We start from the raw sequence: 21,652 nt of genomic DNA, 5'->3' as shown, positions 1-21,652 counted from the left end.
CACAAAAAAAGCCCGCGACTCACGTCGCGGGCTTTCTATTCGCTCACTCATCAAGATCAGGGAATGTAAGGCAGATCCTGCCCCTCGGGCACCCTCACCTCAAACCCGGCACGGAACGTGACCGTCCGGCCCGGCGCCACCACCCGGTCCCAGGCGATAATGCCCGGTTTATCATCCACGCTGTCTTGGTACGGCGTGGTGATGTCCTGATAGGTCACTTTGATGTCGTCATGATGGGACACCGGAAGGCGCTCCATCACCCGCAGGTCAATGGGTATGCTGTGGGCATTGGTGACATCATAACGGGTGACTCGCTCCAGATAGGGCTGGCCACTGATCAGGCCACGCTCACCACGTTGATCGGACTCACGAACTGTCTGCACGGTTACCTTGTCATCAACCCCGAACGACATCGCCAGGGCCTCTCCGGGCTCGATCTGCTCCAGCCAACTCTGGCCAACGAACTGATCATCCTGGTACAGGGTTACTCGGGCAGCCGGCAACGTCGCGTCACCCTCGTAGGTTGCCTCACCAAAGACATAACCCAGGCTGGATAACGCGGGCACCAGATGACGACTGACCTTCGCCGGTAGCTGGTAATCCGCCACCGAGAGGCGTTTGTCCCGGGTACCGTCCACCAGGCTGACCTGGCCAGGGATGCGGTAGCTCTGGGTCAGACCGGTGGTCTCCAAGGTCGCCATCTGGGCCGGGGCCGCCCGACTTTCGTCCTGCATCATTCGGGGAGCCGGTGCCATGGCAACGCCATCCATTTCCAACGCCTTGCCCAGCACCGGTTCAGGTCGCGGCTGCGGGCTGATAATCCAGGGTGACGGGTCAGGCAGGCGCCCACCCACATCCGGATTGGCGGTGGACAGGCTCAAGTTCACATTACCCCAGTCTTCGCCGGTGTTCTGGTAGACCACAGCCTGGTGAACCAGTCCCAATTCGTTTCCTGCGGTATCCAGCCGGGCTTCATAGGCACTGCTCCAGCCGGCATTGCGAGTCTGGTACCGGAGCTGAACCGTCACATCTCCAGTTTGGCCGGCGCTGTAGCCGATGGCCAGGTTCTTCACCTGTCGCGGACTCTGGTTGATGGCAGCCAATTCCCGCTGCAGGCGATCCTGCTCGGCTACAAGGTCGCGTTTTTCCCGCTCGATGGTACGAATGCTACTGAGCGACTTGCTCGCCTGGTCGAACAGGCTGTCCGCCACCGTGCCCACGTTGTCAGGCAGGGTGATCTCGCCATTCCCCTGGGTGTAGCGATCCAGCAATTCCAACCGATAGCGCCACGCGCGAATGGTGTCATCGTGAGCCTGGATGTCGTCTTCGACCGTCTGGAGCGCCGCTCGTAAATCCGTCAGTTTCTGAGCCTGGGCTTCGGTGGTCTGCACAGTGGCCAGGTTCACATCCCGGATCACCGTACCGCTGGCGCCGCTGACCGTCACCCTCAGGGACCGGTCCATCAAGCCTGCCGGCAAATTGAGGATCTCGATCACACCCTCCCCGGCCTGAACCGAAGCTTGCTCTTCCCTGGTCACGGTTGCCTGACCTGGATACAGCGTTACCGCCGTGACCTCTGCCAGCGCGGTTACGGGCAACCACGCGGCCATCAGAACCAACAGCCGTTTCTTATCCATAACAAACCCTTACTTCGTCAACGAGTGTGTCTACCTGCCATTGCCAGGCGTCTCTACAGGCAACATACCGTGGTCGCGGACAGATTTGGATTAAACAATTGTCAGCTCTTGTGGGGAACTTCCCGAGACTGCCGGTCAACCCATCCGATGCTAATGACACCATCCGTGTTCAGCGCCGGGAAGATCTGGCCGCCCCCTGTCGCCAAATCGCCACAGAACCATCACGTCCCTGACATATCCAGATCGGAAGCTCGGTTTTTAAAAAACCAGCAAACCACGGAGTAAGGACATGGTTCGTAAACCCGCTTTGGCACTGATCCCCCTGTTGGCATTGGCCGGCTGCAACGATGATGACAGCTCCCCAGCCAAAGAGAGCTCCCCCCTTGAAATCAACATCCTTCACATCAACGACCACCACTCCCATTTGGAGGCGGGTTCCCTTGGCCTGATGATCGCAGGTCAGGAAACCGAGTTTGCGTCGGGCGGTTTTCCACGGGTCGCCAGCAAGATGATGGAGCGGGAAGCCGCACTGGATAACGTACTGAAGCTCCACGCCGGTGATGCCATCACCGGAACCCTGTACTTCACCTCGTTTGAAGGCGAAGCCGATGCCGAACTGATGAACCTGGTGTGCTTCGATGCCTTTGCCCTGGGTAACCACGAATTCGACCGCAGCGACGAGGGCCTCCAACAGTTCCTCGATCAGCTGGCCAGCGGAAGCTGCAACACACCGGTGCTCGCCGCCAACGTCAAACCGGCCGTCGGCACGCCACTGGCACCGGTCACCGAAAACGACTACATCCAGCCTTACACCGTGAAGGAGATCGACGGCCAGCGCGTGGCTATCATTGGCATCGACATCGCCAACAAGACCCAGGCCAGCTCCAGCCCGTTGGCAAGCACCACCTTCCTGGATGAGACCACCACCGCCCAGGCCATGATCGATGAACTGCAGGCTGACGGCGTTAACAAGATCATCCTGCTAACCCATTACCAGTACCAGAACGACATCGCCCTTGCCGAAGCCCTGTCTGGCGTTGACGTGATTGTCGGTGGTGACTCCCACACCCTGCTGGGTGATTTTGATGCTTATGGCTTGGGCTCGGCGGGCGCTTACCCCACGCAGGCAATCAATGCCGATGGCGATAAGGTCTGCGTAGTCCAGGCCTGGCAGTATGCCCAGGTGGTGGGTGAACTGAACGTGAAATGGGATGCCGAAGGCAAGGTCAGTGAATGCAGCGGTGTGCCCCACCTGCTGTTGGGTGATGCCATGGTTCGGGAAACTGAGGCCGGCGAAGAGTACGAGCCCTCAGGCAACGAGCGTCAGGCCATTCTTGACGCCATTGCCGACGACGCCCAACTCAGCCTCGTTGCAGACGACATCACCGTCGCCGCTGCCCTCAAGGTCTACACCGACCAACTCGATACCTTCCGCAATAAAGTGGTCGGCATGGCCACCGAAGACCTGTGTCTGGAGCGAATTCCCGGCGCCGGTGGCCGTAGCGAAATTCCAGGTTGTGATGACCAGACCAAGGATCGCGGCAGTGACATCTCCAACCTGGTGGCCCAGGCGTTCCTTTACCTGAGCAAGAACGCCGACGTTGCGATCCAGAACGGCGGCGGTGTGCGCACCGACATCGCCCAGGGCGACATCACCATCGGCGATGCCTATACCCTGCTGCCGTTCGCCAACACCCTGACGGACCTGACCATGACCGGCGCGGAGATCCGCCAGGTGCTGAACGAAGCCGTGGATTTTGCCCACGCACCCGGCGGCTCCAGCGGCGCTTACCCCTATGCCGCCGGCCTGCGCTGGGAAGTAGACATGAACCTTGCCGCCGGTGAGCGTCTGTTCAACATCGAAGTGAAGGACCGGGATGGTACCGAATGGCGCCCTTTGACCGACGCAGAGCAGCTGAACGTGGTCACCAACAGCTTTACCGCCGGTGGCAGGGATGGTTATGTCACCTTCGGTACCGTCAGCGATGATGGCCGGGCCGTCGACACCTTCCTCGACTATGCCCAATCATTCGTGGATTACGTTGAAGAAGTGGGCACCCTGAGCAAGCCGGCTCTGGACGATTACTCTACCCAGTCCTACATCCCCCCCGCGCCCGCCGCGATGTAACCCCTGCCGTGTCGGTCGCCGATCAGGCGGCCGACACACAGTTCCGACCATTCTGCTTGGCCCGGTACAGGGCCTGATCCGCCACCTGAAACAGCTGATCAATCGCCTCGGTGGTTTCTGGCCAGGTCGCCACCCCAACCGATATAGTCAGGGTCTCCAGCACCGAGCCGTCATAGTCCAACGTCAGCTCCGACACCGACCGCCGCAACAGTTCCGCACGATCCAGCGTTGGATGATTGGATGAACCCGGCATCAGTACCACGAACTCCTCACCGCCCAGGCGGCACACCACATCACTGTCACGCACGCCGTCCATCAACACCTTGGCCACCGCCTTCAAGGCCGCATCTCCAGCGGGGTGGCCATAACGGTCGTTAAAGCGCTTGAACAGGTCGATGTCGATGATCAACAGGGACAGCGGCAATTCACTGCGACGGGCCGACGCCACTTCGTGGTTGAGAAGCTCCTCAAAAAAGCGCCGATTCTTGAGCCCGGTGAGCGAATCCTCGTAGGACAGCCGCTCCAGTTCTTGCCTCAACCCCAGGGTGGAGAGGGTAATGGAGGTCTTCTGCATGGCCTGCTCCAATGACAGGAACAGCTGCGCCGAGTTGTAGTCCGCATCCCCATCGCCCGGGGCCAACGGTTCCTCCAGCAAAACGAGCCCCGCAACAAAGCGCCCACCGTCCTGGTTGTGGAGGCAAAGGTGAAAGCACCAGGGGTAGTTCAGGGCATCACCCGCCGCGGCCCCCAGTTGCGATGGCGGCGGCACGGAAACCAGGGTTTCCGCGGCCAATGCCATCTCGTCCATGGGGGAGCCCCACTGCGCAATCCGCATAAATCCAGCATCCTGCTCCAGCCTGACGTAGGCCTGGCCGCGCAGGGGACCGCACAGCCTTGGCAGCCGTTTCGCCCATATGGCGTAGCCTTCCTTGAGATTCCGGCAATCCTGGAGTTCGGCAATCAGGTCGTTCAGATAGCCGGTGCGTTCATTTTCCAGCATCAGTTGACGTGAACGCACCTGCTCCTGCCGTGCCAGCTGCTCCAACCGTTCGGTACGCTCACTGACCTTATGTTCCAGCGATTGATTCAGCTGGCGGATGGCTTGCTGGGTGCGACCATAATGCGCCAGGGAGATGGCCACAATGGCCAGCGAGAACGCCAGCGCTCCCAGGTTAACCGGCACCCGCCCCCACGGCAGCAGGCTGTGGGCCACCGCCATATCGATCATCAGCAACACCGCCAGCACGGCGTAACCGGCAATGACCAATCGCTGTTCGGTATTCACGGTTCGCCAGCGCCGAAGCACCGACACAAACAGTATCCCGGTGGTTACCGCAAACATGGCGTCAAACACCGGGAAGGTTTCAGACAGGTTCACTAGCCCTGCCAGCGCTGCACCCAGTGCAGCCAGTACATAGACCAGATGGAGCTTCCAGATCCAGTCCATCACCATCGGGCGGGTATTGGTCAACCACTGGGACAGCAGCAATGCCATCGCCACCGGGATCATGAAATAGGAGCCAGCCGCAATGTAGTCCCAAAACAACGGCGCGTAGAGAATCAGCAACCCGGCCTGGCTTTCGGCCACCAGCATGGCGCCGACACTGAATGAGAACAGGGCGACGGTGGCAAAACTCCTGCGCTCGGACTGGACCAGTGCGAACACCAGGGCCAGCAGCGCAATCAGACCGCTGAAACCGGCGACCACCAAGGATTCAATGGAGTTTTTGATGATGGAGACGTACAGATCCTCACGATCCAGAATCTGGACTTCACCCCAGAGTCCGATATCGCTGTAGTCGGAAAAGACTCGAAAATACAACGGTTGCCCAGCAAAGTTCGGGGGCAGGTCAATGGCGTGCCAGGGCCAGCCTTCAAACTTGCCCTGGCCGTTGGCATCAAAGGTGCCATAGTGATAGATCTGTTCACCCTGAAAGTACACTTCGACGATCAGGTCCACGCTGTAGATGTACAGCACCGGATCGTTCCAGTCGCCACCCGGCAGCGTCACCCGGTACCAGACATTGGTGTAGTCGCCCCGGTCAGGGGGATTGGACGGAAAGCCGATGTCGGCCCAGGCCTGCGGCTGCTGTTCCTCAGCCCAGAGTGGCTTCCCCTGCTCGTTGAAGGGCGAGTCGCCCCAGCGGTACTGCCAGCCGTCCGTCACATCCACCGCCGCAGAATGCGCAGCGGCCATACCGGACAGCAATAACCCAAAAAGAACCCAGATAACAGTAAGGACGGGCTGGCGCATAGCGTTCAGGCCAAACAGTTAGAAATGCGACATTGCTGCCCGAGAGTATAAACAGCAATGGCCTGGCTGTCCCGGTTTCAAAGGCCCTGCCGGCCGATTTTCTGGTATGGCAGGGGCCTCAGTCGCGAAACGCCTCTTTGTTGAGGCCATGCTTCTTCATTTTGTCATACAACGTTTTGCGCGCCACCTTGAGCTGGGCCATGGTGTCCTTGATGCTGCCCCGGTTGGCGTTAAGGGCACTGATAATGGCACTCCGCTCAAAGGCATCCACCATATCCGCCAGGGTGACCTGATCATGGTCTGCGGGTGGCATGGTCACCCCGGACTCCTCAAACGCCAGCACCCCCAGCAATACATATCGCTCAGCCAGGTTCCGCAGCTCACGAACATTGCCCGGCCAGTCGTACTGCATGAGCCGGGCGGCCTGGGCCGCATTCAGGGGAACACTTTCACGGTCGTAGCGAGCAGCCGCAATCAGGGCAAAGTGGTGGAACAGCATGGGAATGTCTTCCTTGCGCTCCCGCAGGGCTGGAATGTCCACCTGGACCACATTCAGGCGGTAGTACAGGTCAGCCCGAAACTCACCGCTGTCGCTGAGCTGTTTGAGGTCGGCCTTGGTCGCCGCAATCACCCGCACATCCACCTCCACCGGGGTGTTGCTGCCCAAGCGTTCCAGTCGGCGCTCTTCCAGCACCCTCAGGATTTTCACCTGTAACGACAGCGGCATGCTTTCCACTTCGTCCAGAAACAGGGTGCCGCCATGGGCATGCTCAAACTTGCCGATACGACGACGCTCGGCGCCGGTAAACGCCCCGGCCTCATGGCCAAACAGCTCACTTTCGATCAGGTTTTCCGGCACCGCGCCACAATTGATAGCCACATAGTTCTGCTGTCGCCGCGGGCTGTTCTCATGGATGTAGCGGGCGATGGCATCCTTGCCAGCGCCAGTCTCGCCCTTCAGCAGGATATTGGCCGAGGTCTCCAGCAGCGGGTCAATGGTCGCAATCACCCGCTGCATGGTCGGTGAATCGCCAAGCAAGCGGGGCCCAGGCTTGGCCAGGTGCTTGAGCTGCGCCTTCAGGCGGCGGTTCTCGAGGGCCAGATGGCGTTTTTCCAGGGCGTGACGCAGCAGCTCCAGCAGTTCATCATGGTCGAAGGGCTTCTCGATGAAATCGTAGGCACCTTTCTGCATCGCCGAAACCGCGGTACTGATGTCGCCCTGCCCGGTCAGGATAATCAGCGGAATGGCGTCGTCGATGGCGCGCACCCGAGCCAGCACCTCCAGACCGTCCATGCCCGGCATGTTGTAGTCACACAACACCACACCCTCATAATCCGGGGTAATCATTGCCAGGGCACTGGCACCATCGCCAACACACTCGGCCGGCATGTCCTCCAGCGCCAGGGTCTGAGCCATAACCCGGCGAATGTCGGCATCGTCGTCCACAAAAATAACAGTGGCTTGGGTCATTCCTTGGTTTCCCGCTTGGTGAGTTCGATAATGAATTCGGCGCCGAAGCCAACGCTCCGGTTACGGCCCGTGAGTTTACCGCCGAGCGCTTCGACGATTTGCCGGGAGATCGACAGGCCAAGGCCCAGTCCCTGGTGCAGGGACTTGGTGGTAAAGAACGGCTCAAACATCTGCTCGCTGTCGCTGGGCAGCCCCGGGCCGTTATCTCGAACAATGCACAGCCAGTTGTCACCACCATCGACAATATCTATTTCCACCGCAGGCGCAGACACTGAAGCTACGGCCTGGGCCGCATTTGCCATCAGGTTCACCATCACCTGTTCCAACCGGATCAGGTCGCCATGACACATCACCGGGTACACAGGCCGGCGCCAACCAAAACGAATACCGGCACAGGCGTCCTGGGTGGCGATAATTTTCATGGCGGCATCGATGGGCAGTCGTAAGTCCACCACCGAGGGCGGACCTTCGGATTTGCGGGCAAACACCTTGAACTGACGGATCAGCTCCGCCATCTTGCGGCACAGGCCGCCAATTTCCGCCAGGTTCTCATCCACCGCGGCCAGCTCCCCGCGCTCGAGGAAGCGGCGACTGTTACCAGCATAGCTCTGGATCGCGGTCAGGGGCTGGTTCATTTCGTGATTCAACCCAGCGGACATCTGCCCCAGCACCGCTAATTTAGCGGCCTGGATCAGCTCCTGCTGGGTTTCCCGCAGCTCATTCTGGGCCCGCTCGCGCTGGCGAACCTCGTCCTGCAGGCGCCGGTTGGAGCTTTCCAGATCGGCGGTGCGTTCGGCCACCCGCTGTTCCAGTTGCACCCCCCGCTCGGCCAGCTCGGCCTCTCGCCGGGACCGCTCGCGCAGATACAACCAGCTCAGGAAGCCGCCGAAAAACAACACCGACCCCACCAACACGAACTGGATGCGGGAAACCAGCACTGGCTGGGTGCCCATAATGACCCGCAGCGACCAGTCCAGTTGCGGCAGCGGCGTAGCTACCACCAGATAGGCCAGCTCGCCTTTGTCCTCGGGAAAGCGAACCAGCGTCGACTGCTCCGATACCCCGAACGGCCGCCCCAGGTCGATTCGGGGCACCGACTGCAGCGCCATGCCCGGGTATCGTTCCTGCAGGTCACGGGGTATCTGTGAGCCGTCGATCTGCTGGCCAAAGCTGCGGTACAACCATTCCGGACGACTGGTCAGGAAGCTGACTCCATCGCCGTCCAGCACCACCATTTCAGCATCGCTAAAGCTCGCCGGGCGCTGCCACTGGCTTTCCAGTTCGGTCACCAGCATCTTTACCGCCAACACCCCGAGCATGTCGCCCCGTGCTGACCACACCGGGTGGGAGAAGTAGAGCCCGCGCTGGCCCGAGGTGATGCCCAGGGCAAAATACAGGGCGGTATCCCGGCCACTCACCGCATCCTGAAAATAGGGTCGGTAATCAAAGCGCCGGCCGATGAAACTGTCGGCCTGGTTGTAGTTATTGTGGGCGATGGTCAGCCCGGACATATCCAGCAGATAGACGTCGGAGGCACCGACAATGTCGGCCATGCGTGCCATCTGGATATTGCTCTGCAACACCAGACCAACATCTTCCGGGTGCTCGAGTACAGCCCGCATGGCCGGGTGCTGGGCCGCCAGCTCCGGAATGGGGCGATAGCGGTTGAGTTCGTTGCCCACCAGCTGTTGGTAACGGAAAGACTCTTTCAGGCTCTCCTCTTCCAGCAGGTAATAGCCATACCAGCCGCCCAGCAACCAGCACAGCGCCGTCGTCAGCAAGTACAACCCAGCAATTGCAAGTCGATACACCATGGCTCAGCCTTAAACAGGAAAGCCCCGGCTACCAGCGAGGGCAACCAGAGGCTTCTACAGTGTATGGCAAGTTCCCGGGCGGTGCGACGCCCGGGAGTTCCGGCCTCAGGCTGCAGCCGCAGCCGTGGTCTCGCCACGGCGCTTCTGCATGACATACGCCACCGCAACCACCACCACACCGGCGAGGTCGGTGATCATGCCACCCTCGATCATCATCAGTGCCGCTGCCAGCAGCAGCAACCGGACAAACCCGGGGGCCGCGGTGCGGACAAACCAGCCCTGTACCGCACTGGACAGCAGGTAGACCCCAAAGGTCGCGGTCACCAGAGCACGAGCGATGTCGAACCAGCCGGCATCCATCAGCAGCGCACCGTTGTAGAAAAACATGAACGGAACGATAAAGGCGGACAGCCCGATGCGGAACGACGCGACCGAGGTTTCCATGGCATTGGCCCCGGAAATACCTGCAGCGGCATAGGACGCCAGCGCCACCGGTGGTGTGATCGCCGATACCACCGCGAAATAGAACACAAAGAAGTGCGCCGTTAGCGGTTCAATCCCCAGCTGCACCAACCCCGGTGCCACCACCGACGCCGCTACCGCGTAGGCGGCCGTTGTCGGCATGCCCATGCCCAGCAACACCGAGATGAACATGGCAAACACCAGCGCCAGCAACTGGCTGGTTTCAGCCACGCCCAGCAACAGGGAGGAGAAACGGGCGCCCACACCGGTCAGCGAGATCACACCAACAATCACCCCGGCGCAGGCACACACCACGATAATCTGGACCGACATGATCCCCGAGAGCTGCAATGCGTTGAGAATCGAACGCAACCCCATCTTGTGAGGCGACAGCCAGCTCACCACTACCGCAGAGACCGTCGCCAGGGTACCGGCACGAATGACCGAGTAGCCCATAAACAACGCCACAATCAGGATCAGGATAGGCACGAACAGGTAGGCCTGACGAGCCAAGCGCTTGAGTGACGGCAGTTCGTCCTCGCGCATGCCACGCATGCCAAGGCGGGCCGCTTCCAGGTCCACCATGAAGTAAACCGAGGCGAAGTACAGGATCGCCGGGATGATGGCCGCAATGGCAATGTCGGTGTAGGGAATACCGGTAATTTCCGCCATGATGAAAGCGCCTGCCCCCATGATCGGCGGCATGATCTGGCCACCGGTAGAAGCCGCGGCTTCAACCGCACCCGCAGTCTGCTTGCTGTAGCCAACCCGCTTCATCAGCGGAATAGTCAGGGAGCCGGTGGACACCACGTTACCGGCACTGGTGCCATTGATCATGCCCATCAGGCCGGATGCGAAGATCGCCACCTTGGCCGGGCCGCCGCGGGTACGCCCGGCAGCCGCAAACGCGAAGTTGACGAAGTAGTCACCCACTTTGGAGGCCTGCAGGAAGGCCGCAAAGATGATGAACAGGATGATGTAGGTTGACGACACCGCCGTGGTGGGACCGAGCACACCGGCATCGGTATATACCTGGCTGAAGAAACGCTGCACCGACAACCCCGGGTAGCCGAGGAAACCGGGCAGGTAGGGACCGGCGAAGACATAACCGAGGAACACCAGGGCGATGATGACCAGCGCAAGGCCAGCCACCCGCCGGGTCATTTCCATGATCAGCGCGCTACCAGCGACCGCCGCAAAGGAAATGCCCACCGGCGCAAATGGCGTACCGGTGCTCATCCGCATCGGTGTGTTGTAGACCACCAGCAGGTAGGCCGCGGTCGCAATGGTCGAGACCACCAGTACCAGATCCGGCAGGCTGAAGGCCGAGCGTTCACGCTTGTGCAACCAGCTCAACACAATGCCAAACCCGGTCGCCGCCAACAACGGCCAGCCGAAGTGCCAGGTCTCCAGCTCAGCCGGCAGCCTCATCGCGCCGTCCTGAACCAGCTGATACATGTGCAGGGTCTGGAACAGCGCATAGCCGGCCGGAACCAGCAGGATCAACGCCGCCCAACTGGTCCAGCGGAACCCGCCGGTGACCGAACCGGGTTCGATAAAACGGGCGCCGGAAAACAGCACATACCCCAGCACCAGGGCACCACAAACGTGGATGATGCGGTACGACCAGGTCTCCAGCGGCGAGATGTTCAGCGCATAGAGATGGAAAACTGCGTAGGCGATGGCCAGAACAGAGACAACGACCAGCAGGCGCCGATCGAACAGGCGGCGGTTACCTTCCACCGGCTCATCGTCGACGCCATGGGCCAGCATGTGGTCATCACTCTCGGTGATGGTTTGGTTATTGGTGGTCATGACAAAAACCCCGGTTAAAAAGCGACCCGATTAACGGGTCTGGCTAACGTCGATGGTGTAACCGTTCTCGTTGAACCAACGTGCGGCGCCTGGGTGCCAGGGGATCACGGTGTTCTTGACGAAGTTCTCAGCAACACTGGTGGTGGCGGCCTTGTGAATGGAGACCATCTTTTCATTGTTCTCCAGGGTCAGGCGGGTCATTTCGTACACCAGGTCTTCGGGCACATCACACCCAGCCACCGCAAAGTTCCACATGGACACGGCCTGGGAATCGTCATTCAGGGAGCTGTAAGTGCTGGCCGGGATGGTGAACGGGGCAACCGGGAACTCAGCCGTGACTTTGGTCAGTTCGTCAGCCGTGAACTCTACAATGCGGATCTCGGACTGAACTTCCAGCTGGCTCACCGCCGGGATCGGAATACCGGCCGCAAACGCCACCACGTCAATCAGGCCATCCTGCAACTGACCACCGAGGTCCGCCCAGCTGCCATTGCGGCGCTCATAGTCCACGCCAAGGGCGGACATCATCTTGGGGAAATAGGTGTCGGAGGTGGAGCCGGCAGGGCCAAAGCCAATGCGCGAACCCGCCGGGATGTCAGCGATGGTAGTGATGCCGGAGCTGGCCAGTACCGTGACGGAGAACGGAGTCTCGTACATCGGGAACATAGCGCAGACGTTATCGAGTTTGAAACCCGGAGCCAGCGGGCTGTTGCCTGCCAGCGCCTCGGCAGCAGGGCCCATGGTGGTCAGGCCGAAGGCCAGCTCACCGGTGTGCACCAGCGCCAGGTTCTGAACCGGCCCGCCGGTGATTTCAGCGCCCCCGGAGATTCCCAGGTTCTCAGCCATGTAGTTGGCCCATCCGGAGCCATAGGCAAAATAGGTTCCGCCCTGGCTGGCGGTACCCACGGTAAAGCTCTCCGGCCAATCGGCCCGGTCGCCGGCAAAGGCGTTGGCAGACAGAACGGTGGCAGAGAGAGTCGCTGCGGTGATCAGCACACGGATGTTATGGCTCATAGGAAACTCCCAGGTTGGCGTATTGCTGTTGTTGTCAGTACCGGCTGCATCCGGTTGTTGTCTCCGCTCAACAGCAACCAACGGGCCAACTCGCCGAAACCCGCACAGCAGAAAGCCTCCGCCGGGTAAGCGCGGATCTGCATGGGTGGAAATTGACCCCTGATCCAAGAGTGCTTGGGTGGAAATCCACCCACGATCTAGTCTGATCGGCAGCGGCTTCCCAGGCCGTTACCCGACCCGATCGAACCAATGAAGCCTGAGAGAAGGTTGAGGCGTGAATGAGGAAGGGTGTAGATGACGTAACACGATAACGAGATCAGGCGGTCTTTGACGAACGCCCCGTCGCCAGCACTGCCAGCGCGGCCGACCCCACCATCAGCAACAGTGCCACCGCATTCAACACCGGTGTGGAGCCTTCCCGCAGCCGATTGAACAGGGCCACCGTGAGCGGGGTATCGCTGCCGGTGAGCATGACCGTGGTGTTGAAATTCTCGAACGACATCAGGAATGCCATCGCAGCAGCGCCCGCGATCGCCGGGCGCAACCACGGCAGGGTCACGGTAAACCAGGCCACCACCGGAGTTGCCCCCAGATTCAGTGCAGCCTCTTCCAGCTGGCGGTCAAACTTGCGCAGGCGGGCGGCAATCACCAGGGTTGAGAGGGTGGTGATAAACGCCACCTGCCCCATCACTACCAGCGGCAAGCCAGGCCTGAACAGATCCAGCTCCAGTTGCCAGCGCATCGACACGGTGTTCGCCATGCCGCTGTAGAACACCAGGATAGACACCCCGAGAATGACGCCGGGAATCACCAGGGGCAGCAGCATCACCAGATACAGCAATTCCTTGCCGCGGAATTCCAGGCGCTCGAACAGTACCGCGTTCAGGCACCCCAGCGACACACTCACCAGGGTCACCCAGAACGCCACCTGAACACTGACCCACAACGCTGACAACAGGCCATCGTCATGGAACAGGCCGGTACGGCCCGCGCTGCCGTCCGCCAGGTACCAGTCCAGGGTAAACCCTTTCCAGGGCAAGGATGGAAACGGCGCATCGTTGAAGGCAAACACCGCCGTCACCAGCAGGGGCAACGCCAGGTAGAGGAAAAAGGCCACCAGGTACAGCAAGTACAAACGGTCGAACCAGCGTGAGCGGGGTACGGAACGAATCATCGGCTCACCCCATGACCTTGCGCAGGGACTGGCCGGTCACCCGCAGGCCCGCCCAGACAATCAGCGATGACAGCAGCAACAGCAGCACCCCGAGGGCCGCGCCCTGCTCCCAGTTAAAGCGGGTGATGAACTGGGTGAAGATCTGCTCGGTAAACCAGGCGCTGTCCTTACCCCCCATCAGGATTGGCGTCAGGTAACTGCCCAGGGTGAGCATGAACACCACGATGCAGCCCGAGACAATCCCCGGCATCGCCCAGGGAATCACCACCTCCCGCAGCACGGTCCAATGCCCGCCCCCGAGGTCGTAACCCGCTTCCACCAGGTTTTCATCGAGGCCATCGAGGGTGGTCACCAGGGGCACCAGCATAAACAGCAGGCCGTTGTAGACCAGCCCGATGATCACCGCGACATCGTTGTAGAGCATCTCTACCGGGCCATCCACCAGGCCCAGCGCCTGAAGGGTGGTACTGAACAACCCACTTTCCCGCAGCAGGATCATCCAGCCGTAGGTACGCACCAGTTCGCTGGCCCAGAACGGCACCAGGCAGGCGAGGAACAACAAACCCTTGGCCCGGCCACTGGCCAGACGGGCGATGTACCAGGCAATGGGGAAGGCAATCAGCAGGGTCAGGGCGGTGGTGAACAGCGACATCACCCCGGTACGAACGAAGGTGCGCCAGTAATAGGACTCTTCAAAGAAGTTCTGGTACTGGGTCAGCCCCCAGGCCAGGGAGTCCCAGCTTTCCCGCACCTGGAACGAAACCCGCAGCATGTCCAGGTGGGGCAGCAACACCAGCAACAGGATCCACAGCAGGAAAGGCGCCATCAGCAGCCACAACGCCAGCCGATTGGCGGATGCCCTCATGGGGTTGCTCCGGCAAACACCCGCGCCAGCGCTGGTGCCCAGCTCAACTGGATCGGGTGACCACCCGCCAGCGAAGTCCATGAGCCGTCCTGGGGCAAACGGGCAAACAGGGTCTGCCCGGCCACCTCCAGCTCGACCCGGCTGTTGGCACCATCAAACAGGGTGGTGACCACACCGGCGGTCAATCGGGACAGCCTCTCCCCCGTCACCGTCGGCTGCAACTGCAGCGCTTCCGGACGGATGAACAAGTCAGCCTGCTGGCCTGGCGTCAGCCCCGGCGAGACCGCCAGCCCGGACACTTGCGCGCCACCAGCCAGGGTCAGCTCAACGGTATCCCCGGAGACCCGGGTCACCTCGCCGCTCAGCCGGTTGTTGTCGCCCACAAACCCCGCCACGAAGGGGGTGGCCGGATGGCGATACAGTTCTTCCGGCGGTGCCACCTGGTCAAAACGACCGTTGCGCATCACCGCCACCTGATCCGACATCACCATGGCCTCGGACTGGTCGTGGGTAATGTAGACAAAGGTGGTGCCAAACGACTTTTGCAGGTGCTTCAGCTCCACCTTCATCTGCTCGCGCAGCTTGAGGTCGAGGGCACCCAGCGGTTCGTCCAGCAACAGCAGGGTTGGCCGTAGTACCAGGCAGCGGGCCAGAGCCACCCGTTGGCGCTGGCCACCACTGAGTTGCTGGGGATTGCGGTCGCTCATGCCCGGCAGTCCGACCTGCTCCAGCACCTCGGCAATGCGCTTGCGGCGCTCCGCTGCCGGGACCTTCTGCCGACGCAGGCCGTAGGCAATGTTCTCGCCCACGGTCATGGTGGGAAACAGCGCCAGATGCTGGAACACCATATTGACCGGGCGCCGGTTGGGGGCGACGTCATTCATCCGCTGGCCACGAATGAAAATGTCGCCGCTGTCAGGCCGGTCAAAGCCCGCCAGCAGCCGCAACAAGGTGGTCTTGCCGCAGCCGGACGGGCCAAGTATGGAGAAAAAGGTGCCGGCAGGTACGTCCAGAGACACCTGATCCACCGCTGTCATATGATCGAAGCGGCGGATCAGCTGATCGCAGCAGAGGTCGGAATCCTTTCCCATAGAATCCATTCCCATGGAGTCAGTTGGCCGCCTGAACGCGGTCCAGCACCTGCCCTTCCATGGCTTCCAGTCCCGGCGGAACCGGCGGATACCACTTGATGTTATTCAGCGCTGCCTCATCGAAGCTCTGGCGGTATGCATCCCGCAGGCTGGCTTCGACATACTCGTCAGCGCCGACGGAAGCGGTGAAGTTACCGGACTGATTAGTGATCTTGGCGGCAATGTCTGGACGCATCACGAAGTTGATCCACTGGTATGCCGCGTCCAGGTTCTCACTGCGACGGGGCAGCGCGAAGGTATCGATCCAGCCCAGCGCACCGGACTCGGGCGCTACGAAACGGATCTCCGGGTTCTCGGCGTTCAGCTTCCAGCCGCCGGCATCCCAGGCCATCGCCGCTTTGACTTCACCGGTGCGCAGCAGCGCCAGCAACTGGTCACCGCCGGTCCAGTAGGTTTTCACGTTGGCCTTACAGTCGATCAGGGCATCCTCCACCTGGGTCAGGATGGACTGGTACTGTTCCGGGTCGCCGTAGGCCGCGAACGGGTCCTGCCCAAGGGCGAAGGCGAAACCAATCAGTGTTGGCCGCTTGAGGCGGTAGCTGACATCACCAGCGACAGCGCTGTCACACAGGTCGGTGTAGTCGGTCACTGTATCCGCCACGTCCTGATGCACGATCAGGCCACTGGTGCCCCACACGGCTGGCACGCCGTAGACCGCACCGTTGAGCGCGGTGGATTCGTTGGTGGCATTGAGCATGGACGGCTGAATCAGGCTGGTATCGAGCCGGCTCAGGTCAATCGGCTGATAGATGTTGAACTGGCGCTGAACGCCAACAATGCGGTCCTGGCTGGGCTGGGCGAGGTCAAAGCCGGCACCGCCGGTGGCCCGCAGCTTGGAAATCATGTCTTCGTTGTTGGACAGCGTCACCTTGACGTCAATCCCGGTCTCTTCCTCAAACTGCGCCACCACTTCATCCGGGGCATAGCCGCCCCAGGTAATCAGGCGCAGTTCTTCGCCCGCCGTTGCCATGGTGGACAATGCTCCCGCCAGAACGGCAGAAACCACCTGGGCGCTGTTACGTTTAGTCCGGTTCTTGCTGGCCATACTCATTCCTTGTTTCCAGTGACAGATTCGGGGCAGAAGTAACCCACGGATATCAGGAAGGTATAGACCAGTTATGACAGATTTGTGAAAGCAAAGTGGAAAATAATCGGGAAAAACAAGGAGAAACGTGACCGGTGACGACTACCGGACGCGTTTATGATGAGGCCAAACACCTGCCTGCTATAATACCGACTGATAATCAGGTATGGATCACGATGGTACGACCGTTCCTCCTCTCATTGGCGCTGTTGAGCGGCAGTTTCCCGATTGTTTCCCTATCGGCTGAGCAACTCACCGTCCTCGCCATTGAATACCCGCCCTATACCTCCGCCAAAGCCTTGGCCGGTGGCACCGCATTCGACCTGCTCAGGGAACAACTGTCTGCTTCGGGGTTGGAGGTCCGGCCCCAGTTTGTACCCCCGGCTCGCGCCAGCTACTACCTGGAGCGGGGCCAGTGGTGCGCCAGTTTCTACCCACCAGCGGTCATGCAAACCAACATCGAAATACACCGACTCAGTGAACAGGGTGTGCGGCTCGGCCTATTCCGCCGGCAACAGCCGGAAGCCTTTAGCTGGCAGCGGCTGGCAGAGCTGGATGGGCGAAGGGTTGCCATACTCCGCCGGTCGGGCACCCATTCCCTGTTGCTGGATCAGTTACGTGAAGCCGGCCTGGTCCCGGTCTTCACGGAATCTGTTCTACAGGGGTTCAGGATGCTGTCAGAAAGGCGGGTGGACCTGGTGTTTGGCGATCAGCTCAGCGGGCAACACGCCATCAGGGAGGCGGGGCTCGACGGCAGCCAGTTTCAGTTTTCTGAAGCGGCCCTGCTAACAGTCCCGCTACAGATCTTCATCAACTCAGACTGCCCCCCAGCCAGGGTGGCCGCCGAACACCTCACTGCGTTCCGGTTATCGGAGCAGGAGACTCCGGCGGCGGGCACAGCGGATTAACGACCGGCTTTCAGCAGTTCCCAGTACTTGTTGTACAGCTGCAGCGCCTCATCGCCCACGTCTTCCTGGAACTCGGCGTTCACCATATCTTCTGGAGTCGGGTAGCTGGTGCGATCATTGGCCACCTCAGCCTCCAGCTGGTTACGGGCTTCCAGATTCGGTGTCGCGTAGCCGATTTCCTCACTGATCAGGGCGGAAATATCCGGGCGCATTACGAAGCTGATGAACTGGTGGGCCGCCTCGATGTTCTTGGCGTTCTTGGGAATGACGAAGCTGTCGAGCCAGACAATCACGCCTTCCTCAGGGTAAACAAACTCCAGCGACGGCATGTCTTCCTTGCCCATCACCGCTTCGCCGTTCCAGATCATGCCAATGTCGGTTTCCCCTTCCAGGTAGGGCATCCGCGGGGCATCGGAGTTGAAGGTACGCACGGCCGGCATCAGATCTGCCAGTTTTTCGTAGGCGGCTTCAATTTCTTCCGGGTTGGTGCTGTTGCCGGAGTAACCCAGTACCCGCAGGCCAACATGGAACACTTCGCGCATGTCGTTGGTCAGCACGATACGGCCCTGGTAAGCCTCATCCCAGAGGTCGGCCCAGGCCGCTGGCTCGCCTTCGACGTCGTCGGCATCGTAGGCCAGGCCGGTGGTTCCCCACAGGAACGGCACACTGTAGGCATTGTCCGGATCGATGTTGAGGTTAATCAGCTCCGGGTCCATGTTGTTGAAGCCTGTCAGCTGACTGTGGTCGATCGGCGCCAGCAGGCCTTCCTTACGCATCTTGTTGACGTAGTAGGTCGAAGGCACCGCCAGGTCGTACTGGGCACTGTCGTCCAGCAGTTTGAGGCGAGCGTACATGGCCTCGTTGCTGTCGTAGGTGGTGTAGATCACCTGAACGCCGGTCTCTTCCTGGAATCGATCCAGAACTTCCTGAGGCATGTATTCGGACCAGTTGTACAGGTTCAGTACCTGCGGTTCGCTGGAGCCACAACCCACCAGGGTCACGGCCATCAGGCCTGTCAGTGCCAGTTTCTTCATCGTTTGCTCCTCATCAGTATCCATTGCGACAACATCAGCATGACCAGGGAAAACACCAACAGCAGGGTGCCCAGGGCATTCACTTCCGGTTTCAGACCCACACGCACCATCGAATAGATGCGCAGGGGCAGGATTTCATAGCTCGGGCCGCTGACAAACGTACTCACCACCACATCATCGAGCGACAGGGTAAAGCCTAGCAGCCAGCCCGCCATCAGTGCTGGCATGATCACCGGGATCAACACCGTCCGGGTCATGGTGAAATCGCTGGCACCCAGGTCGCGGGCGGCCTCTGGCAAGCGTTCGTCGAAGCCACTGAGCCGTGCCATAACCGTAATAACCACAAACGGCAGGCAGAAGGTGACATGGGCCAGCAGCAGCGACATAAAGCCCAGTTGCATACCAATCAGCAGAAACAGCGCCAGCAACGAGATCGCCAGCACAATTTCCGGCGACATCATCACCACGAACAGCATGCCATTCAGCATCCGCTTGCCACGGAAGCGGTAGCGGTGCAGCGCCAGTGCGGTCAGTGCGCCGATCACCGTGGACACGGTGGCTGCCACCAGCGCCAGCCACAGGGAATTCCACATCGCCTTGACCATGGCGCGGTTGTTGAACAGTGACTCATACCAATGCAGGCTCAGACCGTCCCATTGATAGCCGGTACGGGAGGCATTGAAGGAAAACACCACCAGCACCAGTATCGGCAGATACAGCAGAACATAGACGAGGGTCAGGTAGGTGCGCGGCAGCCAGCGCGCGATGACACGCTCCATTATCCCCCCTCCTCACCAAGCCGGCGACGGCTGAGCCGATGCGCGAACAGCAACACCGCCATGGCAACGGTCAGCAAGACGCTGGCGGCGGCGCCAAAGGGCCAGTCGCGGGCATCGAGGAACTGATTCTTGATCACGTTGCCCACCAGCAGGTTGCGGGAGCCGCCCAGGACATCAGCCACGTAGAACATGCCCATGGCCGGCAGCAGCACCAGCAACACCCCCGCCAGCACGCCCGGCAGGGTCAGCGGCACCACCACATGCACAAACGTTGACCAACGCCCTGCCCCCAGGTCATGGGACGCCAGCAGCAACTCGTCACGCAGGTCATCGAACACGCTGTACAGGGGCAGAATCATAAACGGCAACAGCAGATAGACCAGCCCGATGATCACCGCCAATTCGGTGTACAGCAGGGTCAGCGGCTCGTCGATCACCCCGATGGCCAGCAGGGCGTTGTTGATCAGACCATTGGTGGCCAGCAGCAGTTTGAGGGCATAAGTGCGTACCAGGGAGTTGGTCCAGAACGGTACAATCAGCAGAAACACCAGCAGGGTCTGTCGGCGCTTACTAACCCGGGACAACGCCCAGGCAAACGGGTAGCCGATGATCAGACAACAGATCGTGGTCACCGCCGCCATGTACAGCGAGTGCAGGAACACATCCAGATAGAGCGGGTCCATCAGGCGGATGTAATTATCGAGGGTGAACGGCAGCCGGATGAACTCGGCCGGATCACGACTCAGCACACTGGTTCCCACCACCAGCAGGTTGGGGGCCAGCACCAGCATCAGCAACCAGCCCCAGACCAGAATAAGTACCGCCGTCCGGAACGGCTGTCGGGCGCCCTTAGTCATCACCCGCCGGTGCCTCCGCGTTGAGGTCATCGCTCAGCACTTCCGCCTCGTTCAGCTCTTCCGGCAGCAGCCATTCCCAGCCATCCACCCAGCTCACCCGCACCGGTTCACCCAGGCGGTAGTCGAAGGTAGGGTCGTCTTCATCGAAGAATTCACTGGCCAGCACTTCCTGACCACTGTCCAGACGGATCAGCGAATCCAGGGTGCTGCCCTTGTAGTTACGCTCGATGACCTTGCCAGTGAAACCGTGGTCAGCGGTTGGCTCAAGCACTCGGATGTCCTCCGGTCGCAGCAGCACATGCACCGGCTGGCCAACCCTGACGTCAAACGTCGGCTTGCGCAGGTGACGGAGCAGGCCCTGCACGTCGACGGCAATGTGTTCGTCGTCGATACGGGAGACCACGCCCGGGAAGAAATTGGTCTCCCCAACAAAGCGCGCGGTGAACAGGTTGGCCGGGCGCTCATAGATTTCCCGTGGGGTCCCCAATTGCTGAACCTTGCCGTCCTTGAGCACCACCACCCGATCCGACATCGACAGGGCTTCTTCCTGGTCGTGGGTAACAAAGACAAAGGTAATGCCCAGCTCCCGCTGCAGTCGCTTGAGTTCGATCTGCATGGTTCGCCGCAGTTTGTAATCCAGCGCCGACAGGGGCTCATCCAGTAACAGCAGCTTGGGCCGCTTGACCACCGCTCGCGCTATGGCCACCCGTTGCTGCTGGCCACCGGAAAGCTGGTGGGGCTTGCGGCGGGCAAAATCGTCGAGCTGAACCAGGGCCAGGGCCTCGCTGACACGCTGACGGATCTCATCCGCCGGTCGTTTCTCCATCTTGAGGCCGTAGGCGACGTTGTCGAACACGGTCATATGGGGAAACAGCGCGTAATGCTGGAAGACGGTATTGAGTGGCCGGTGTTCCGGTGGCTTGGCGGTAATGTCCTCGCCAGACAGCACCAGGGTGCCGCTGTCCGGGTGCTCGAAACCGCCCAACAGGCGCAGCAAGGTGGTCTTGCCACAGCCGGATGGTCCGAGCAGGGTCAGAAATTCTCCGTCCTGGATATCCAGATCCAGTGCATCCAGCACCGTTTTTCCGTCAAACTGTTTGCTGACGTTACGCAGGGAAAGCAAGGTCTGTGTCATCGGTGCCAGGCCCCATGGAAACTCCCGAAATTTTGAACGCGCTATTTTTCCAAAAATGGCCGGGCGTGTC

16 protein-coding genes are annotated in these 21,652 nt (G+C 60.5%); 2 read left to right on the top strand and 14 right to left on the bottom strand.

Annotated elements, in window-relative coordinates; genetic code table 11:
- Positions 1-56: 56 nt before the first annotated feature.
- On the bottom strand, positions 57-1,637 hold the full coding sequence (locus BMZ67_RS04615; protein WP_092020706.1) for a mucoidy inhibitor MuiA family protein: 1,581 nt from the start codon (positions 1,635-1,637) through the stop codon (positions 57-59).
- A gap of 289 nt (positions 1,638-1,926) precedes the next feature.
- Here BMZ67_RS04615 and nadN point away from each other — a divergent pair, with 289 nt between their 5' ends.
- Complete coding sequence (gene nadN / locus BMZ67_RS04610) at positions 1,927-3,765, top strand: NAD nucleotidase (RefSeq protein ID WP_092020705.1); 1,839 nt, start codon at positions 1,927-1,929, stop codon at positions 3,763-3,765.
- A gap of 22 nt (positions 3,766-3,787) precedes the next feature.
- On the opposite strand, the gene BMZ67_RS04605 is transcribed toward nadN, so the two are convergent.
- The 9 genes from BMZ67_RS04605 to BMZ67_RS04565 all read right to left on the bottom strand — a co-directional run bounded on the left by BMZ67_RS04605 (position 3,788) and on the right by BMZ67_RS04565 (position 16,755).
- Positions 3,788-6,019 carry a diguanylate cyclase gene (locus BMZ67_RS04605; RefSeq protein ID WP_092020704.1) on the bottom strand — a complete coding sequence of 744 codons (2,232 nt, stop codon included), beginning with the start codon at positions 6,017-6,019 and terminating at the stop codon, positions 3,788-3,790.
- 118 nt (positions 6,020-6,137) lie between these two features.
- On the bottom strand, positions 6,138-7,490 hold the full coding sequence (locus BMZ67_RS04600; protein ID WP_092020703.1) for a sigma-54-dependent transcriptional regulator: 1,353 nt from the start codon (positions 7,488-7,490) through the stop codon (positions 6,138-6,140).
- The gene (locus tag BMZ67_RS04595; RefSeq protein WP_092020702.1) at positions 7,487-9,304 is read right to left on the bottom strand and encodes a sensor histidine kinase; all 1,818 of its coding nucleotides are present in this window, start codon (positions 9,302-9,304) and stop codon (positions 7,487-7,489) included. The genes BMZ67_RS04600 and BMZ67_RS04595 overlap by 4 nt, the downstream gene beginning before the upstream one ends.
- 105 nt (positions 9,305-9,409) lie before the next feature.
- Positions 9,410-11,581, bottom strand: a complete 2,172-nt coding sequence (locus BMZ67_RS04590; RefSeq protein ID WP_092020701.1) for a TRAP transporter permease — start codon at positions 11,579-11,581, stop codon at positions 9,410-9,412.
- 30 nt (positions 11,582-11,611) lie between these two features.
- Entirely contained in the window at positions 11,612-12,595 is a 984-nt protein-coding gene (locus BMZ67_RS04585) for a TAXI family TRAP transporter solute-binding subunit (RefSeq protein ID WP_092020700.1), read from the bottom strand.
- Positions 12,596-12,911: 316 nt separating this feature from the next.
- The gene (locus tag BMZ67_RS04580; RefSeq protein ID WP_092020699.1) at positions 12,912-13,769 is read right to left on the bottom strand and encodes an ABC transporter permease; all 858 of its coding nucleotides are present in this window, start codon (positions 13,767-13,769) and stop codon (positions 12,912-12,914) included.
- Between the two features lie 4 nt (positions 13,770-13,773).
- Complete coding sequence (locus tag BMZ67_RS04575) at positions 13,774-14,634, bottom strand: ABC transporter permease (protein WP_092020698.1); 861 nt, start codon at positions 14,632-14,634, stop codon at positions 13,774-13,776.
- Positions 14,631-15,725 (bottom strand): ABC transporter ATP-binding protein, encoded by a 1,095-nt coding sequence (locus BMZ67_RS04570; RefSeq protein WP_092020697.1) that lies wholly within the window; start codon positions 15,723-15,725, stop codon positions 14,631-14,633. The genes BMZ67_RS04575 and BMZ67_RS04570 overlap by 4 nt, the downstream gene beginning before the upstream one ends.
- Positions 15,726-15,744: 19 nt before the next feature.
- Positions 15,745-16,755 carry an extracellular solute-binding protein gene (locus BMZ67_RS04565; protein WP_425434227.1) on the bottom strand — a complete coding sequence of 337 codons (1,011 nt, stop codon included), beginning with the start codon at positions 16,753-16,755 and terminating at the stop codon, positions 15,745-15,747.
- A 290-nt stretch (positions 16,756-17,045) separates the two neighbouring features.
- On the opposite strand from BMZ67_RS04565, the gene BMZ67_RS04560 reads away from it, so the two are divergent.
- Positions 17,046-17,777, top strand: a complete 732-nt coding sequence (locus tag BMZ67_RS04560; RefSeq protein WP_092020695.1) for a type 2 periplasmic-binding domain-containing protein — start codon at positions 17,046-17,048, stop codon at positions 17,775-17,777.
- On the opposite strand, the gene BMZ67_RS04555 is transcribed toward BMZ67_RS04560, so the two are convergent.
- Genes BMZ67_RS04555 through potA form a run of 4 tightly spaced genes read right to left on the bottom strand, consistent with a single transcriptional unit; the run spans position 17,774 to position 21,582 of the window.
- Positions 17,774-18,811 (bottom strand): extracellular solute-binding protein, encoded by a 1,038-nt coding sequence (locus tag BMZ67_RS04555; protein WP_092020694.1) that lies wholly within the window; start codon positions 18,809-18,811, stop codon positions 17,774-17,776. The genes BMZ67_RS04560 and BMZ67_RS04555 overlap by 4 nt on opposite strands.
- The gene (gene potC, locus BMZ67_RS04550; protein WP_092020938.1) at positions 18,808-19,578 is read right to left on the bottom strand and encodes a spermidine/putrescine ABC transporter permease PotC; all 771 of its coding nucleotides are present in this window, start codon (positions 19,576-19,578) and stop codon (positions 18,808-18,810) included. The genes BMZ67_RS04555 and potC overlap by 4 nt, the downstream gene beginning before the upstream one ends.
- 11 nt (positions 19,579-19,589) lie before the next feature.
- Positions 19,590-20,447, bottom strand: a complete 858-nt coding sequence (gene potB / locus BMZ67_RS04545; RefSeq protein ID WP_092020693.1) for a spermidine/putrescine ABC transporter permease PotB — start codon at positions 20,445-20,447, stop codon at positions 19,590-19,592.
- Positions 20,440-21,582, bottom strand: a complete 1,143-nt coding sequence (gene potA, locus BMZ67_RS04540) for a spermidine/putrescine ABC transporter ATP-binding protein PotA (protein ID WP_092020692.1) — start codon at positions 21,580-21,582, stop codon at positions 20,440-20,442. The genes potB and potA overlap by 8 nt, the downstream gene beginning before the upstream one ends.
- Positions 21,583-21,652: the final 70 nt, after the last annotated feature.

Origin of the sequence: Marinobacter zhejiangensis (genome assembly GCF_900114775.1) — a bacterium.
Lineage (GTDB): Bacteria > Pseudomonadota > Gammaproteobacteria > Pseudomonadales > Oleiphilaceae > Marinobacter > Marinobacter zhejiangensis.
This window is presented reverse-complemented; position numbering and strand designations above follow the sequence as displayed.